A 16,151-nucleotide genomic window follows, 5' to 3' on the forward strand; every position below is an offset into this window, starting at 1 on the left:
ATCACACCAATTGACGGACAGCCCTAATTATTCGAAAGTCATCTCTGCAACACTAATTTCAAGGTTATCGAGGACTTCATTTGTTTCTAAAAATTCAACCCAGTTATGATTTTTCTTACCAGCATTTCGAACCGTTTCATAGGTGCCATCGAAGAATTGTTGCCACATCTGTTCTGCTTCATGTTCAACCCGACCATCTCGTCAACGCTTTGCAACTGCACGATCTTTATTCTTTTGTTGTTGATACTCTAGTGCCTTTTCCAAGAATGATTCCTTTACATTAGAGTTCGATTCTAAATATTCCTCAAATTCATATTTTTCCATTAATATTACCTCCAATATATTTGGTTAATTCCCACATACAGAGTCGAACTGTATTAAATCGCCGGAGTGGGAGATGTATATTTAAGAGCGCTTCTAATAAAATGAATGCAAATAATAATTACAGGAAAGGAAAAATTATGAACATTAGTTTATCAGTAGATCAGGCAGATATGCTATTTGATATTTTAACTAAGTACTCCAATCTTAAAACAGACATAATTTACCGAGATAGTAAGGTGAGCAGTATACTACCGATTTTGAAGGTAATAAGTATTATGATAGTCCAGAAGTTCTAGAAGAAAAATTAATTAGTTCGATTCAAGATGAGCTTGTTTGAAGTTATAAGATGGTAAATAGTACCGATCATAAACATCTTTTAATGACATAAATAAACTATTTACTAATTCTTCGTTCGCAAAGCCTGTTGAATAGTGCGAAACGGCATTTCTAGTCAAGTAGTTTCTTATCAAGGAAATCTCCTCGAAATGGTCAAAATGAATGCGCTGATTTTCAGGATAATCTTTTGTCTTTTTATTAAAATGTTTTAATTTCTCTGTATAATCGCCGTGAGTTAAAGCCTTGTCTTTAAAAGGTTTATCTTCGTAGTTTGTTGCCATTTTATATAATAAAGTTTCGATTAGAGGAGCTATTGAACAAGAAGCAGCATAAAACCATCCTTTATTATAAGCGCCAATACATTGTTCTAAATAGTTTGTAAATTGTTCATCAGCGACCTTTTCTACAATATCCTCAAATTCAAATTTAGATCTGTTAAGTAAATTTGTATTAAATTTGATCAATTCGAATTGTTCACTAGATAACTTTGAATTGATACTCGTATATTCTTTCTTTATCCAAGTAAAAGCGTAATTTTCTGGTGAGGATGCAACTGTGATAGAATCTGGTATGATGTTTTCCGATAATATATCAACAGTAATATATTTTTTTGCGAAAAAGTAATTTAGAGTTTTAAGTGGATTAAGTGACATGGGCAAGTTAAGATCATTCGAAATTGATTCATCAACATTTAATTCAATATAATGATCGTTTTGTTCTTCAATCTTTTCCGAAAAATAAAAATTAGCTAAATATGAAAATCCGGGTTCTGGATAAGTGACTTTATAAAAATTAAAGTGTTTAGAGTTAATTGTAAGCAAGTGGGCATTATTTTCAGATATATCACTAGCATTTATTATTTCAGCAACTTTTTGTCTAAATTTAGTAACAAATTCGTTAGAACCGATTGTATTTACCATAAATACATCTCCATTCAATTATTTTTTAATTCCCACGAGCGGAATCGAACCGCAGCTTGTCACCGGAGTGGGAGAGATGTTTATTTATCCTTAATGTTTGGGGTACAAGAATAAGTAACCGGTTCAGCATTGATGGTGATGGTAGGATCACCCTTTAATACGTAGTATTCTGCTGAAAGTTTGGTTTCATCAAAATTTAAAAGTCGCCAAATTTCGTAGTTTTGTTGATTTTTACGTCCAAACTCTAATTCAGACTTAGAGATGTAGAAGGTAGTATCCAATTTAGAGGTAGTAGTTTTAACCTCAATATAAATTTCATTACCAAACTCGTCGTAAGATAAGATATCGTAATGATATATATCGGAAATTTCCGATTTAATGGTTACTTTATTTGCTAAATCATCTCTGCCTAATTTGGTTAGGCGATCGATTTCTTGCTGAAAGACCCATTTTTCACCAAGTAATCCTATTTTTGTGTTTTTGCTATGCTTTTTTTCAAAATCAATTTTTTTTAGATTTTGGGTAGACTTTCTGGTAGAAGAGTCTGAAGAAGGAATGGGAATAGCAATTTGTTTTAGATCAATTGCATGTCCAGCCGAATCAGTAATTAAATTATCAATAAAGTTGAGATTCAATGCACCATTTTCCGAGTAGTTTTTAATTATAAATTTTTTCAGTGAATTCTCTAGCAGCAACATGTACTCAAGATCGGATTTTAAAACATCGTTAGAAGGTAAGGATGCACACTCATATTTTATTGCCCAAATACTACCTCTTTCATATCCTTCAGGTAAGTCAGTATTAAATTTCTCTCCATGTTGTAAATCAATATCTGGTAACAAATCATTTCTACCATATGTATCAAGCTGTGACCTTAAGTAGGATGATACTTGCTCTATAGACTGTTTTGCTTTAACTAAAGGTGAAATTCTTTCTTTAAAATAGGACCATCCTTGATTTAAAGATAAATATATTTCTTTCATATCGGCAGAAAAAAGATATACCAAATCAAATCCCTGTTCGGTACTAACGCTAATAGCAGGGTCACGTAACACGATCCAAGGAATAGTTGCCCAACGACCTTGCCCAACAGAACCATTGATGTGCAATTTTGTATTAGTCAAGTCGGAGACAATTTGTGGTTTTTGGGTAAGAACATTTTTCCAGGAGTTACCTCCAAACTTTTCTTTTTTCTGATCTAAATAATTTTTAGAAACGTCCAGTAGAATATCTTTTAGTGTAAGTACGTCATCCATGAGTTTGCACCTTCTAAATTACTTTTTGTTATTCCCACAAGCGGAATCGAACCGCAGCTTGTCGCCAAAGTGGGGATGGTATTTATATTTCATCAATCCATGAAGGAATTAAGAATAAATCTATTATTTCCCAAATAACAGTAACGAAAACTCCAAATCCAAAAGTTAGAAGCGTAATTAAAGTCATGACCACGGCGCTAGGTATTTTACCTACATAATAGCGGTGAGCTCCAAAAATACCTAAAAAGATGCACAGTATATATGTAATAGTGAGACTCTTTTGATTTACACAAGAAGTATTACCATAGTCAACTGGGATATTTTCTATGGACGATTCGTGATCGTCGGTTTGAGGTGTTTCTGCTTGGTACATCGATACATCATTTTGGTTTATTGTTTCATCCGATATGTCGCTTTCAGTGAACATAAAGTTACTTGGAGATGGATCTCTTTGATATCGCTTGTTTAGTTGTTCTATTTTAAAAGTGTCCTTGTATGCATAGGCAAGTATAGCTTGCTTAACTTTCTCTTCACTAAGCATATCGACGTTTTTTAAAGGAAACTTTTCTATAATTACGTCTGCTATTTTTTCAATGGTATTATTTGGCGCTTCAGTTAAATCACAAGATCTTTGGATAAGGCTTGCTTCAAAAGGTCCAACAAGATCGTTGGTGTATGGATTGAAAACGAAATTATTTAAAGATATGTAAACTGAAAGAACAGCATAGTATAAAGATAATTCGTAATTGTGTTGTTTAATTAGGAAATTTGAAATTGAAGCCGCCACACCCATAGGCGCCCATAGGTCATTCGTATTATACATTTCAGAAATTACCGAATCTCCGAAGCGAACATACAATTCTACAGGATCATTAATATTATTTTTTGAAGCAAAACTTTCAATAACAGAAAGAGAAACATTTGCTGGCATGCCGTTTAATAAGTGATTTTCAATGATGAAAATTATGTTCTTTTTTTCGTCAATAATTTGACATCCTTGCTTGGTAGGTTTATAGACAAACAATGAAACATCTTTTTTTAATTCTGAAGGTGTTACCTCTTCCAGAAGACGTTCTATCAACGTTGATTTGTTACCCGATAATTTTAGAGAATGTTTCCGTAAAATTTCTTTTATTTCAGGAATTTTTAATTTTGGGAGAGTGAACTTAGGCTCATTTGATTTTGAAATAAGCCTGTTTTCGAAAAGTTTATTTAATGATTTATCAAAATCAATATTCCATAAGTATAAAAGCGTTTCTTTTTTTGAATCGCTTAGGTCGTCATTGTTATCTAATAATTTCAATAAATATACATCAGTCGTTTTAATCATTTAAAAACCCCTCCAAAATATACAGCTTTTAATGTCTTCGGTATTTAGACAAGTACTTATCTTAAATCTTTCATTTGACTATTGTTGCCATATTCAGAACGAGCAACTTTTTTATTACCGGCGTAGACTTGAATAAACGGAACCTTGTAATCTTTATTTAGAAGACGACTTCCGATTTGGGCACCGGCCGAAAAGTAATGCTTTAAATCTGATGGGGAAGCAGTAGTCAAAGATTCATCACCCCAGACACTAACCCCAGTAATATCATCTCCAGAATGATTTACCTCAATATGTCCAATCAAAGGATACTCATCAGTACCGCCGAGATCATTTTCAAAAATAGTTTCAGCTTTTTTATCATAATTAACAGATTTCTTTGAAACCTTCTTTGCCACAGATTTGCTACTCGAAGAATGAGATACTGCTTGACTATCTTTGTGGTCACTCCCACACGCAGTTAAAATAAATAGTGATGAAGCCGTTGCCAGCAAAGTATAAAAACGTTTCATAATTTACTCCTCCAAAAAATTCATATACTAAAATTAATTGTTTACTACTTTTCAAGTGGTATCGTTATATCAAACTTCTTGAGGTCAGCATCATTATTTGCAATGTCTTCCGCATCAAATTTCCAACGTATCGAAGAAAGTTTTGAATAGGTGGGAATAAAGAAGAATGCTTCACCATCTTTTGAAACACCCGAATTTATATCTCCAATATTTTTTTCAACGTTTGCTGGCATATCAATAGCGGAAAGGGCTTCTTGACCGTCACTTGTACGTAACGTGGATTGATCATCATATAGGGTGGAATCTCTTTTAGCTGTAAAACTATACTCAATACCGACAACACCTTGATAATCCTTATTTTCATCAGTTGAGTGATCTAAATCAGTATCACTACCGGTATTTTATCGGTTATTCCAGCTGCGGCCTTATTACTCTCGATTATCGAAGAAGGTACATTTGAGCCATCGCAATACGTAACTTTTGTTTTTCGTCTTCGGTTAAATTGTTCTCACCATATGTGGAAGAGTCAGCATCACCATAAAGAAAATTTTTTAAATCATAAGTATCGTATTGATCATCCCATCTAGGTGAATCATCCCCGGCATGAAGGTAATCTAACGTAACAGAAAAGTAATCAGCAATTTTATTTTGCATTTTCGTATTAGGAGTTCTTTTGCCTTGCTCATGTGAAGCGTATGTCGTCTTTGCAGCGACCACATTTTATTGAGTTATCTTTTTTCTTTTCGTAATTACTTCACTCTCTTCGAAAACATAAACTGCCTCTAATCTTTATTTGTATAGCACTACACAAAATTTGTATTGGTAATATAAGAAAGTCTACGTCATAAAGAGAACATATTCTATGTTATTGTAATACAAATCGAGTATAAATAAAAATGATAAAAACATTAGTAGTCGAAAAAGGTTTAAAGAGCACCAAAAGCATTGCGCTACATTCCGGGTTCGATTAAATACTGTATCTGTACGATTGAAGTTAGCTATTTCTGTAAACATGGTAAATGAGATTACTAGAGTTATATATAATTAGTATTAATGGTTCAAGCAAGTATTAATGTCCTAACATAAATTAGGAAGCAATTAAGACCTCCATCGAAAGATAGGGGAATTTTTGGTACAAAAAAATCACTCAATAAATGAGTGATTAATTAAGCATCTAAGCTATCTGGTTTCCTCCCAAAAACGGTAAAAATTAAATTAGGGAGGAAAAAGGGAGGAAATTTTACATTTATGGCATTTTTTCTAAATCAAAAATCCCTATTTACCACCCTTACCCTCAGTATCTGTCTTCAAAACGGTCATGAATGCTTCTTGAGGGACTTCGACTTTGCCAACGGCTTTCATTCGTTTTTTACCACGTTTTTGTTTATCAAGCAGCTTAGCACGACGGTCAGGATCACCGGTATGAATTTTGGAAGTAACGTCCTTACGGTAAGCTCTAATATTGGTACGGGCAATGATTTTATTCCCGATTGCAGCCTGTACTGGAATTTCAAAGTTACGGCGAGGGATGATTTCTTTTAAGCTGGCAGTAATTTCATTGCCACGTTGCTGTGCGAAATCGCGATGAGAAATGAAGCTCAAGGCATCCACCCGTTCACCGTTCAGTAGAATATCGATTTTGACTAGATCGCTAACTTTGTATTCTCCAAGTTCGTAATCGAGTGAGGCATATCCACGTGTACTTGATTTTAATTTATCGAAGAAATCAAAAATAATTTCTGAAAGTGGTAGTGCATATTTAACATTTACTCGATTTTCGTCAATGTAATCCATCGTATCAAAGATTCCACGACGATATTGTGATAATTCCATTACGGCGCCAACATATTCATTGGGAACCATGATACTAGCATTTACGTAAGGTTCCTTAATGCTCTTAATGCTGGATGCATCTGGCATTTCCGAAGGATTTTCAACAATTTTTTCAGTGCCATCGGTCATTTCAACATGGTACGTAACGGATGGGGCAGTAGTAATAAGATCTAAGTTAAATTCACGTTCTAGTCGTTCTTGAACAATGTCCATGTGTAGCAAACCTAAGAAACCACAACGGAAACCAAACCCCAGCGCTTGGGAAGATTCGGGCTCAAACTCAAGCGCGGCATCATTCAACTGTAATTTTTCTAAGGCTTCACGTAAATCGTTATACTTAGCATTATCAGTGGGGTATAGACCTGAGTAAACCATTGGATTCATCTCACGATAGCCTTCGAGTGGTTTATCAGCGGGGTTATTTACTAAAGTTACCGTATCACCAACTCGCGTATCTTTAATGTCTTTAATGCTGGCCGTAATGTAACCAACGTCACCAGCCATTAAGAAATCTCGTTTCAATGGATCCGGCGAGTTAACGCCGACTTCATTTACTTCATAAACGGAACCACTATTCATCAATTTGATTTTGTCTCCAGGCTTAACGACGCCCTCAAATAGCCGGACACTTAACACAACTCCGCGATAGTCATCGTATTTGGAATCAAAAATCAAAGCTTGGAGGGGAGCATCCAAATCACCATCAGGGGCCGGTATTTTGTGCACAATTTGTTCCAAAAGTTCCGGAATTCCAATCCCTTGTTTAGCACTAGCCATTATGGCATCGTCAGCATCGAGTCCAATGACATTTTCAATTTCGCTTTTTACACGTTCGGGGTCGGCAGCAGGTAGGTCAATTTTATTGATTACCGGAACAATCTCTAAATCGTCGTCAATTGCCAAATAAACGTTGGCCAACGTTTGAGCTTCAACTCCTTGAGCGGCATCCACAACAAGGACGGCACCTTCACACGCAGCGAGACTTCGTGAAACTTCATAAGAAAAATCAACGTGTCCTGGCGTATCGATTAAATGGAAAATGTACTTTTCGCCGTCATTTGCGGTGTAATGCAATTCAACGGCGTTCAACTTAATAGTAATTCCACGTTCGCGCTCCAAATCCATCGTATCTAATAATTGATTTTGCATATCGCGCTTCGCGACCGTATCCGTTAATTCCAGAATTCGGTCGGCAAGCGTCGATTTTCCATGGTCAATGTGCGCCACAATCGAAAAATTTCGAATGTGGGCTTGACGGTCTTTTAAATCTTTATATTCGTTCATAATAATATCCTCTTCATAAGTAGTCACTGTACTAGATTATATCAGACCCACCGATAAAACTTAAATTTACCTTCATCATCAAGCTGAGTTAATGATTTGAAAAATAAAATTCTGATGGTTAAAGGTAGGGATGGACCAAAATATGCTAGAATAGAATGGTTAAATTAAAAAACTATTTATAAATTTATTGAAAGGCGTTAAATTATGGCTGAAAAAGATTATCAGTCCGGTGGTTCGCAATCTAGCGCCACTGGTAATTCAAAAAATAATTCATCCAACAACAATCAGGCTACCAGCCAGAGTTCAAATACAAATGCGGTTGAATCTAAACCATCAAGTACGGATTCCTCAAAACCAGAGGCTAGTTCAAAAAAGCCTGAAGCATCATCTCAAAAACAAACGGAAACACGCACTAGTACGCGTACCTATTATTACTATAATAATGGAGCGGCTTCGAATCAAACGGGCGATAATACGACAGAAAATAATGACGATGTTAACTCTGATGATGGTACCGTAGATGATTCGAGCTCGGAAAGAAAGTCAATTTCCGGTTCAAAAGCGGTTAAGGCCAAAAAAAGTAAGGTGATTACGACCGTTGAATCTACTTCCTCCAAGTCAGATATCGAATACAAAAATAGCCATGGTGGATTTTGGATCTTATTCGTAATCATTGTATTAGTAGCCGCAGGGTATTTTTATTGGAAAAAGCGACGCCCGCAACATCGATCTCAACCAAGTGATACCCGTTCTAAAGCAACACGGCTAAACTTATTTCAAAAATCAGACGGTAAACATGGTAGCCGTCGTCGACATTAATTTACATTAAATTTAAAAACCAACACCTTGATCCCAACATTTTTAAAGTTTAGGTTCGACGAACTAAATCTTTAATAAATGGGGTAATGCAGGTGCTGGTTTTTTGATCCGATGACGATCTAGAGTTCCTCGTTGTGTTGATAGAAAAGAGGGGATAGATCAGTAGAACGAGTAATCAGGTTTGCAGCTAAACTTTGGAATTCCTTAATGGCCAGACCACTAATTTCTTCTCCAGCTTGATTTAAAAGTTGATCAAGTTGATCATCCTTTGAAACTAAAGCGCGTTTTTGATATTCGTGAAGTTTATTTTGAATCTGAATATTCACCTTCGAACGGGTTGTATTTAAATCTTTGATGAAGTGTTCATAGTGACCATCGGTTAATACGCTTGCTAATTTGAAAACCCAATAAGCTGAATCGGTCGAGTAGGTTTTTGATCCGTGGTGGTACATCTCAGGAGTTTGAGTTAATCCGGCAAAGAATGGCACGTAGACACTTTGAGCCGCGACGCCCATGGCTAACCAATGAATTCCACCAATTTCGATTGGTAAATCTGGTTTGATTTGTAGAATATGAGATTCTTGAGTAGCGGGGAGGCTAATTGGACGGAAACGATGCTTTTCACTTTCACTTCCGGTTCCAACTGGATTATACGGTGTGCCTTCATAATGTGAACTCAAAATTCGCTGAACATCTTCAATTTGAATCAAACGACTAGCCTTACGGATAAACGGTAGCTCATGACTGACAGGGCTTTGTTTGATTTCTGGATTCAAAATCCGTTGGCCTTCCCAGACACGTGGGGTATTATAATATTCATCAGAAAGATCATTTAACCCAAAGATTTTTCGAAAATTAAACGTTGCAGGATTAGGGTTTAAATGATTATTTTCTACAAATTCTTGAATGTCGGCTTTATACATAAAGCTATCTTCATCTGAAAAATCAATTTCTTCAATGGAGAGTTGATTGGAAACAACGGCGTATGAATCATCCGGAATGCGCTGGGCAACCCATTGATGTCCACCAGCGGTTTCCATATACCAAACCTCTTCTTGATCCGAAAAGAGAATACCGTTAGTTTCATTGGTTCCATAGCGTTCAACGAGTTCTCCTAGATATTTCACACCCATTCGTGCGGAATTGATATAAGGCAAGGTAACGGTGACCATCGCTTCTTCGCCAATTCCATCCTCAACCAATGGATCAAATCCAAGAACGCGTTCATTTGTGTATGCACTTTCAGTAGCGCTCATTGCCACACCGAATTCATTAATTCCATCTTCTTCAAAAAGACCAAATTCCTTTGTCCATTCTGGAGTGGCTGTATATTTGCCACTGATCTTAGGGAGGGGCATGGTAAAGCCATTGTCAGTTGATTTAAAGGTTAATTGGTCATCATGTTCTTCGTGGGGATGAACTGTAAAATACTTTGGCCATGCGGATTTAGCATCTTCATTTCGAGCAATAATGGTGGAGCCGTCAGCCGTCGCCAATTTTCCTGCAAGAAAACTGGTACAAGCGGAATAATAATTATCGATTTTAAGGACCTTCTTCCAAATTTTTATTTACCCTAATTTTAGCATATCGAAAGTACTTTGAATTATTTGCGATTCGTGAGAATATAGACTAGCAACATTAGAATAATAAACTGGAGGAAACAAAAATGCCACTTATTCATATTGATCTTGTTGAGGGTCGAAACGACGAGCAACTTCGCGGCTTGGTTAAAGATGTAACCGCAGCTGTTGTAAAGAACACGGGAGCACCTGCTGAACACGTGCACGTTGTTTTAAACGAAATGAAGAAAAATAACTACGCCGTTGCTGGTGTTTTAAAAAGCGATGAAAAATAATTAAATTTATTTAAAGAGGGGTGTGACAAGCTAGTGTTGTCACATCCCTTTTATAATTTACGACATAAATTCATTTCAGTTGGCGTTAATTCACTTTTCAAGTAGAATTTTCTTAAAAGGAAGGGATTTTATGGGCGAAAATCAGACTGAAATCGAAAGCAAAGTTTATAATTTGATTTTAAATCCGCATACTCGCGACTGGGAGCGTGCCCAACTACGCGAAGTGATCGATGAAGTAGCCGCAGAAAAATCGTTTGACCGTGCACTAGCAGATTTGGAAGTTAAATTTAGGCCGCTAGCTTTAAGAAACAATTTGACTCCCGATGTCACGGACTTTTATCATCAGCTAGTTGGTAACAAATCAAGTGCGGACCCCCTTGATCTAAGTCGCCATTACGCGAAAGATGCGCCAAATCAGGAACGCGCAATTTTTGCGGGTGGCTGTTTTTGGTGCATGGTTGAGCCCTTTGAAAAAAGGCCGGGAATTATTGCTGTTTTTTCAGGGTACACTGGAGGAGAGGTCGCTAATCCATCGTATGATCAGGTCGTAGGACAGTATACTGGGCATGTTGAAGCCGTGGAAATCATCTTTGACAAACGTGTCATTTCGTATAAAGAGCTAGTGGAACTTTATTGGCAATTGACGGATCCAACTGACGCCGGTGGGCAGTTTAATGATCGCGGAAACAACTATCAGCCGATTATTTTTGTCTATAATTCACAACAGCGTCAAATTGCCACCGATTCAAAAATGAAATTAATTGAATCAGACTTTTATGGCCGGCCAATTATGACTAAAATTAAAGCAGCAACTACTTTTTGGCCCGCCGAAAATTTTCATCAGGAGTTTTATAAGAAAAATCCGAAGCGATATAAAGGCTTGGAACGAGAACGTAAACTCTTTTTACGTTATTTAAGATTAAAAGGACGACTGAGAGCGATTCTAAAGCAATTGAATATCATCAGATAAAATAATCCAACAAGATAATTAAAAAGTTCAGATTAAAACGATTGTGCCCAGTGTGGCCAGATTGACCAGCAAAATCATTTTGATCTGAACTTTTGTTATAGTGCGACTAGCGTTAATCGTTATCATTTAAGATTAGCTTTATTCAGCCAGTTTAAGATAGTCGTTTAGATAGTTAGCAACGCCGTCTTCAGCATTGTCATATTCTGTAATATCATTTGCAATATTTTTAATCTGCGCAGTGGCATTTTTCATGGCAACTCCGCGTCCAACATAATCGAGCATTTCGGCATCGTTATGTTCATCCCCAAAAGCAATGATATCTTGACGATCAATATTGTAGTAATTAGCCAGATAAGCCACGGCCTTAGCCTTTTGAATCCCCTTAGATACAATTTCGAGCACACTTTGTGGACCGCCCCAAACACCGACCGAAATGTATTCACCATAATGGTGAAGAAGTTGGTTTTTAACAAGTTGAGCACTATGGGGTTCAACTAAAAGTGTAATTGACGTCGGATTTCTTCGTAGCGTCTTCTCGGTTAGAATTTGCTCTTCAAGGATTTCATGTGGGAAGAAATCAAAAGATGCTGGCGCCGCGTGATCCGCTAAAAAGGCGTACTTACTTTCGACGGCTAGGAGTTGGATATTATATTCATCCTTGTGCTTTAATAGATCGTAAACAACCGCTTTATTGATTGTCCGGGAGTATTCTCCATCCCATTTTTGATGGGGAACGTGCATTAATGCACCGTTAAAATTGGCCATGGGTGTTTTTAGACTTAATTCATCATAAATATCACGAGCCATGCGGTATGGACGGCCGGTCGCAATCGAAACGATGTGACCAGCTTTGGTGGCATTTTTAATTGTTTTAATTGTTTTTGGTGAGAGTTGACTGCTTGAATTTAATGTTGTTCCATCTAAATCCAGAGTGATTAATTTTTGCTTCATAAGATCGCTCCTTTAATAAATTACTATTAAACCATTCTAAAGCACAACCATTAAAAATGAAAGCCTGACCCAGAAGTAGCCTCCTTGATGCTTGAAAAGTGGTCGTTTAAATCAAATTTCTGTATAATTAGTGCAGTAAATTAGAAGATCGAATAAATACTAAGAAAAGAGTTAGAGATGCAATTACCAGTAGAATTTATTAATAAATATAAGCAGTTGTTAGGTAACGAGGCCGCAGAATTTTTGGCAAGCTTTGATCAGCCCGTTGAAAAGGGGTTTCGAATCAATCCGCTTAAATATCAAGGCCAGTTACACGAGCATGATACAGCACATCCCATTGATTACTCCCAGTGGGGCTATTACGGCAAAGTGAATGGAAAATCGATCGATCATCAAAGTGGCCTTGTATATAGTCAAGAACCCAGTGCCATGTTGGTTGGCGAAATTGCACGGCCTAAACCGGGGCAAAAGGTTTTAGATCTGTGCGCCGCTCCCGGCGGTAAAACGACGTATCTGGCGAGTTTTATGGATCAAGAAGGGCTTCTTGTTTCAAACGAAATCAATCGTGGCCGAGCCAAAATACTTGCTGAGAATGTGGAACGCTTTGGGATTCAAAATGCAATTGTGCTAAATGAGTCTCCGGACCGAATGGAAAGCCGTTTTGAAAAGTATTTTGACGTGATCGTTGTTGATGCACCTTGTTCAGGGGAGGGGATGTTCCGAAAAGATCCGAATGCGATTAACTATTGGAACATCGATTATCCGGCTGAATGTGCGAATCGTCAAAGAGAAATCCTAAAAAGTGCAATGCAGATGCTGGCACCTAATGGTACTTTGGTATATTCAACATGTACTTTTGCGCCAGAGGAAGACGAGCAAATTATTGCCTGGCTTTTGGATCAATATCCAACACTCTCAATGGGAACGGTTACGAAAACGGATAGCATGGATGATGGACGTCCAGATTGGGCCGATGGAAATCCAGAATTAAGCAAAGCGGTTCGCTTATTTCCGCATCACTTTAGGGGCGAGGGGCATTTTATGGCTAAACTGATCAATAATGCTATTGATGATGTTCCCGCGGAAAGGCCAGTAAAACTTTCAAAAAAGAACAAGAAAAAGGCCAAAAAAGTGCCGACAGACTCGCTTAGTAAAGCGCAATTGCAACTTTGGCAAGATTTTGCGGCAAACTTTTTAAAGAATCCGGACTATTTTGAAGAAAAACACTTGATTGTTCAAAAAGACCATTTATATTATCAAACCATCCCAGTTGATTTAAGTGGGTTACGTTACATTAAGCCCGGTTTAGAACTTGGGACTTTTAAAAAGAATCGGTTTGAACCTAATCAGAGTCTACTAATGGCCCTTAAGACGACCGATTTTAAACAATTAGCGCCAATTGCTGAAGAGGATTGGTCAAAATATGTTCATGGTGATGTTTTGACCACCAATTTGTCTTACAAAGGTTGGGTCGCTGTGGCAGTTGATAATACGGTTGTTGGCCCAGGAAAATTAAGTCAGGGTACCATTAAAAACTTCTATCCAAAAGGATTACGCCTTAATTTTTAAATATTAAACGTCAATTGATTTAATTTAAGTTGATTGCAACAAAAAAGTCGGGACAAAATTTGATTTTGCCTCGACTTTTTTAGTATGGGTCGCTGTGCTGATTTATTTTATAGTTTTGATTGATATAAGTTCTGATCGGAAAGGTCGCGAATGTTTTGCGTTCCAGTCAGCACCATTAAAGCGCGTAAATGATATTTCATTTGTTCAACCAGTTCAATCATTTCTGCGTCACTTAAATGTAATAAATTGTGAAGGAAGTATCCGGCAATTCCGACGTTATCAGCCCCTAGTGCTAAACTTTTGATAACGTCAGCAGCACTGCGAATGCCTCCGGTGGCCGTAACCGACAGGCCACAATTCTGAACGGCACGTAAAGAATCGACGGTGGTTAGACCAAGATCAGTCATAAAATCGAAGTCCTTTTGGTGCCGGCGAGCATTTTCAATCTGGATGAAGTTGGTACCGCCCTTACCACCAACGTCAACAAACTCAACTCCACAATTCTTTAACTTTTGAACGTCCCTAGAGCTCATGCCACCGCCAACCGATTTAACAATCACCGGAACATCCAAGGCGGAAACGATCGCCTTAATCTGGTCTAAGTAATTAAATTGACGATCACCTTCGGGCATAACAAGCTCTTGCGCCACATTAATGTGTAACTGCAAGGCATTAGCATCGATCATCTGGACCGCTGTTTGAGCGCTTTGAACACTGGAATCCGCTCCTATGTTAGCTAAGATCATCCCGTTTGGATTAACTTCTCGAACAATTTTAAAGGAGTCGGCTAATTCTGGATATTTAATAGCAACCGACTGGGAACCAACGGCCATGGCTAACCCGGTTTGCTTTGCTAGATGAGCTAAGCGGGCATTTAATTTACCAGTATAGGAACTCCCACCAGTCATCGCCTGGATAAAGAAGGGAAACGGGATGATGCTTCCAGCTAAACTAGTGGAAAGATCAATGGCCTCAACGCTTAGTTCTGGTAAAGCATCCGGGAATAACTGAACCTGATCAAATCCGGCATGCGCGGTGTCCTGATAGAATTTTTCAGCTAATGAAACGTGCTCATCTTTACGATGTGAATGTATATTTTTCATAGGAACTCCTAATTAATTTCAGTCACGTGATGAATATCAAGATTAAGGGGTTGAATATCATTTTTCCGCCATTCGTTAATCATTTTCTCCGGCGTATTGGCATTTTGCATGATGACGATTCCGCAATCGCCACCACCTGCACCGGACGATTTTGCTGCGCCGTCAAACTTTTCAGCGATATCGCAAAAACGAGAAAGAGCGTCCGTTTCAATTTGTACGCCACTAAAAAGGCTCAATTCTTGTAACAAGCGCCGATTATTTGAAATTTCGTGCTTGATTATTGAACTATCAGCTTCATGAAAACCGACAATCATTCGCCTTAAACATGCGGCACTTTTATTTAAAAATTCATGATAACTATCGGTCTCTTGATAACTAGTGGTTGCTACTTGGTCGACTAGGTCTGACGTTGACGCTGGGGACCCCGTCCAGCCAATTAGCAGTTTTAAATCGGATGGTAACGTTAAAAGTTCAATCTTTAACTGTGGCCAGGGGGTTCTTAAAATATCCTCTAAGTCCTTAGTTCGACGCATGCTGTTGAGCCAGTCACGGTTAAAAGATTGATATGCAATCCAACCACCATAAACACTAGCAGCAATATCACCCAGTGAACCATTTCCTTGGACATCTAAATGGGCAATCGAAGCCAACTTGAATAGTAATTCTTTGGTTAGTTGAATATTGTAGAACTTAGCCACGGCTTTAATTGTAGCCACCGTTACGGCCGCCGAACTACCTAATCCGTATTTTTTTCCATCACTACTGTCTAAATCGCTGTTAATATACAAATTAAACGTTTTAAGTTTGCGATCCATTAAAATGGCTAGTTCTTCAATGATAGAGATGGCTGACAAGATGTAATGATAGGGATTATCACGATTATCAACAACTAATTCGCTACCGCGTCGTCGCCATGAAAGAACGTTGTTTTGATACTGCTTGGAGATGATATTTCCAACCGGCAAATCACTTGCCTCAATACTTGCTGTAACAAACTGATTTACCGCAACAATAATTGCGCTATTGCCAGGTTCAACGACTGCATATTCACCGGCAATGTACAATTTACCGGGAGCTTTTTCTTTAATCAAT

17 protein-coding genes are annotated in these 16,151 nt (G+C 37.6%); 4 read left to right on the forward strand and 13 right to left on the reverse strand.

Annotated elements, in window-relative coordinates:
* Positions 1-27: 27 nt before the first annotated feature.
* The 9 genes from IV81_RS09240 to lepA form a co-directional block, all read right to left on the reverse strand.
* On the reverse strand, positions 28-168 hold the full coding sequence (locus IV81_RS09240) for a hypothetical protein (protein ID WP_157059739.1): 141 nt from the start codon (positions 166-168) through the stop codon (positions 28-30).
* Between the two features lie 33 nt (positions 169-201).
* Positions 202-324, reverse strand: coding sequence for a hypothetical protein (locus IV81_RS09575; protein ID WP_269083921.1), 123 nt, complete (start codon positions 322-324; stop codon positions 202-204).
* A 308-nt stretch (positions 325-632) separates the two neighbouring features.
* Positions 633-1,580: a hypothetical protein gene (locus IV81_RS00010; RefSeq protein WP_057801060.1), complete on the reverse strand. Its 948-nt coding sequence runs from the start codon at positions 1,578-1,580 to the stop codon at positions 633-635.
* A gap of 80 nt (positions 1,581-1,660) precedes the next feature.
* Positions 1,661-2,836, reverse strand: coding sequence for an MrcB family domain-containing protein (locus tag IV81_RS00015; RefSeq protein WP_057801062.1), 1,176 nt, complete (start codon positions 2,834-2,836; stop codon positions 1,661-1,663).
* A gap of 82 nt (positions 2,837-2,918) precedes the next feature.
* Positions 2,919-4,166 carry an NINE protein gene (locus IV81_RS09180; RefSeq protein WP_083484655.1) on the reverse strand — a complete coding sequence of 416 codons (1,248 nt, stop codon included), beginning with the start codon at positions 4,164-4,166 and terminating at the stop codon, positions 2,919-2,921.
* A gap of 56 nt (positions 4,167-4,222) precedes the next feature.
* Positions 4,223-4,675 (reverse strand): hypothetical protein, encoded by a 453-nt coding sequence (locus tag IV81_RS00025; RefSeq protein WP_057801064.1) that lies wholly within the window; start codon positions 4,673-4,675, stop codon positions 4,223-4,225.
* A gap of 44 nt (positions 4,676-4,719) precedes the next feature.
* Positions 4,720-4,908: a hypothetical protein gene (locus IV81_RS00030; RefSeq protein ID WP_057801066.1), complete on the reverse strand. Its 189-nt coding sequence runs from the start codon at positions 4,906-4,908 to the stop codon at positions 4,720-4,722.
* A gap of 205 nt (positions 4,909-5,113) precedes the next feature.
* On the reverse strand, positions 5,114-5,392 hold the full coding sequence (locus tag IV81_RS00035; protein ID WP_057801068.1) for a helix-turn-helix domain-containing protein: 279 nt from the start codon (positions 5,390-5,392) through the stop codon (positions 5,114-5,116).
* A 558-nt stretch (positions 5,393-5,950) separates the two neighbouring features.
* Positions 5,951-7,792 carry a translation elongation factor 4 gene (gene lepA / locus IV81_RS00040; protein ID WP_057801070.1) on the reverse strand — a complete coding sequence of 614 codons (1,842 nt, stop codon included), beginning with the start codon at positions 7,790-7,792 and terminating at the stop codon, positions 5,951-5,953.
* Positions 7,793-7,996: 204 nt separating this feature from the next.
* Here lepA and IV81_RS00045 point away from each other — a divergent pair, with 204 nt between their 5' ends.
* Positions 7,997-8,611, forward strand: coding sequence for a hypothetical protein (locus IV81_RS00045; protein ID WP_057801072.1), 615 nt, complete (start codon positions 7,997-7,999; stop codon positions 8,609-8,611).
* A 119-nt stretch (positions 8,612-8,730) separates the two neighbouring features.
* Here the strand turns inward: IV81_RS00045 and IV81_RS00050 are convergent, their stop codons facing one another.
* Positions 8,731-10,152: a C69 family dipeptidase gene (locus IV81_RS00050; RefSeq protein WP_057801074.1), complete on the reverse strand. Its 1,422-nt coding sequence runs from the start codon at positions 10,150-10,152 to the stop codon at positions 8,731-8,733.
* 125 nt (positions 10,153-10,277) lie between these two features.
* Between IV81_RS00050 and IV81_RS00055 the strand changes: the two genes are divergently transcribed.
* Positions 10,278-10,466: a 2-hydroxymuconate tautomerase gene (locus tag IV81_RS00055; RefSeq protein ID WP_057801076.1), complete on the forward strand. Its 189-nt coding sequence runs from the start codon at positions 10,278-10,280 to the stop codon at positions 10,464-10,466.
* A gap of 130 nt (positions 10,467-10,596) precedes the next feature.
* Positions 10,597-11,436 carry a peptide-methionine (S)-S-oxide reductase MsrA gene (msrA, locus tag IV81_RS00060; RefSeq protein ID WP_057801078.1) on the forward strand — a complete coding sequence of 280 codons (840 nt, stop codon included), beginning with the start codon at positions 10,597-10,599 and terminating at the stop codon, positions 11,434-11,436.
* A 138-nt stretch (positions 11,437-11,574) separates the two neighbouring features.
* On the opposite strand, the gene IV81_RS00065 is transcribed toward msrA, so the two are convergent.
* Positions 11,575-12,387, reverse strand: coding sequence for a Cof-type HAD-IIB family hydrolase (locus IV81_RS00065; RefSeq protein WP_057801079.1), 813 nt, complete (start codon positions 12,385-12,387; stop codon positions 11,575-11,577).
* Between the two features lie 177 nt (positions 12,388-12,564).
* Between IV81_RS00065 and IV81_RS00070 the strand changes: the two genes are divergently transcribed.
* Positions 12,565-13,956, forward strand: a complete 1,392-nt coding sequence (locus IV81_RS00070) for an RsmB/NOP family class I SAM-dependent RNA methyltransferase (protein WP_057801081.1) — start codon at positions 12,565-12,567, stop codon at positions 13,954-13,956.
* 107 nt (positions 13,957-14,063) lie between these two features.
* Here the strand turns inward: IV81_RS00070 and fni are convergent, their stop codons facing one another.
* Together fni and IV81_RS00080 are read right to left on the reverse strand one after the other, a co-directional pair.
* The gene (fni, locus tag IV81_RS00075) at positions 14,064-15,059 is read right to left on the reverse strand and encodes a type 2 isopentenyl-diphosphate Delta-isomerase (RefSeq protein ID WP_057801083.1); all 996 of its coding nucleotides are present in this window, start codon (positions 15,057-15,059) and stop codon (positions 14,064-14,066) included.
* 8 nt (positions 15,060-15,067) lie between these two features.
* Positions 15,068-16,150 (reverse strand): phosphomevalonate kinase, encoded by a 1,083-nt coding sequence (locus IV81_RS00080; protein ID WP_057801085.1) that lies wholly within the window; start codon positions 16,148-16,150, stop codon positions 15,068-15,070.
* Between the last annotated feature and the right edge of the window lies 1 nt (position 16,151).

The sequence above is a fragment of the Pediococcus stilesii genome (assembly GCF_001437075.1).
GTDB lineage: Bacteria > Bacillota > Bacilli > Lactobacillales > Lactobacillaceae > Pediococcus > Pediococcus stilesii.

Bases quoted from the DNA above. Each gene is read 5' to 3' on its own strand.
- IV81_RS00025 (WP_057801064.1), bottom strand. From the start codon at position 4,675: ATGAAACGTTTTTATACTTTGCTGGCAACGGCTTCATCACTATTTATT.
- IV81_RS09240 (WP_157059739.1), bottom strand. From the start codon at position 168: ATGTGGCAACAATTCTTCGATGGCACCTATGAAACGGTTCGAAATGCT.
- IV81_RS00065 (WP_057801079.1), bottom strand. From the start codon at position 12,387: ATGAAGCAAAAATTAATCACTCTGGATTTAGATGGAACAACATTAAAT.
- IV81_RS00055 (WP_057801076.1), top strand. From the start codon at position 10,278: ATGCCACTTATTCATATTGATCTTGTTGAGGGTCGAAACGACGAGCAA.
- IV81_RS09575 (WP_269083921.1), bottom strand. From the start codon at position 324: ATGGAAAAATATGAATTTGAGGAATATTTAGAATCGAACTCTAATGTA.
- lepA (WP_057801070.1), bottom strand. From the start codon at position 7,792: ATGAACGAATATAAAGATTTAAAAGACCGTCAAGCCCACATTCGAAAT.
- fni (WP_057801083.1), bottom strand. From the start codon at position 15,059: ATGAAAAATATACATTCACATCGTAAAGATGAGCACGTTTCATTAGCT.
- IV81_RS00030 (WP_057801066.1), bottom strand. From the start codon at position 4,908: ATGCCAGCAAACGTTGAAAAAAATATTGGAGATATAAATTCGGGTGTT.
- IV81_RS00070 (WP_057801081.1), top strand. From the start codon at position 12,565: ATGCAATTACCAGTAGAATTTATTAATAAATATAAGCAGTTGTTAGGT.
- msrA (WP_057801078.1), top strand. From the start codon at position 10,597: ATGGGCGAAAATCAGACTGAAATCGAAAGCAAAGTTTATAATTTGATT.
- IV81_RS00045 (WP_057801072.1), top strand. From the start codon at position 7,997: ATGGCTGAAAAAGATTATCAGTCCGGTGGTTCGCAATCTAGCGCCACT.
- IV81_RS00010 (WP_057801060.1), bottom strand. From the start codon at position 1,580: ATGGTAAATACAATCGGTTCTAACGAATTTGTTACTAAATTTAGACAA.
- IV81_RS00015 (WP_057801062.1), bottom strand. From the start codon at position 2,836: ATGGATGACGTACTTACACTAAAAGATATTCTACTGGACGTTTCTAAA.
- IV81_RS09180 (WP_083484655.1), bottom strand. From the start codon at position 4,166: ATGATTAAAACGACTGATGTATATTTATTGAAATTATTAGATAACAAT.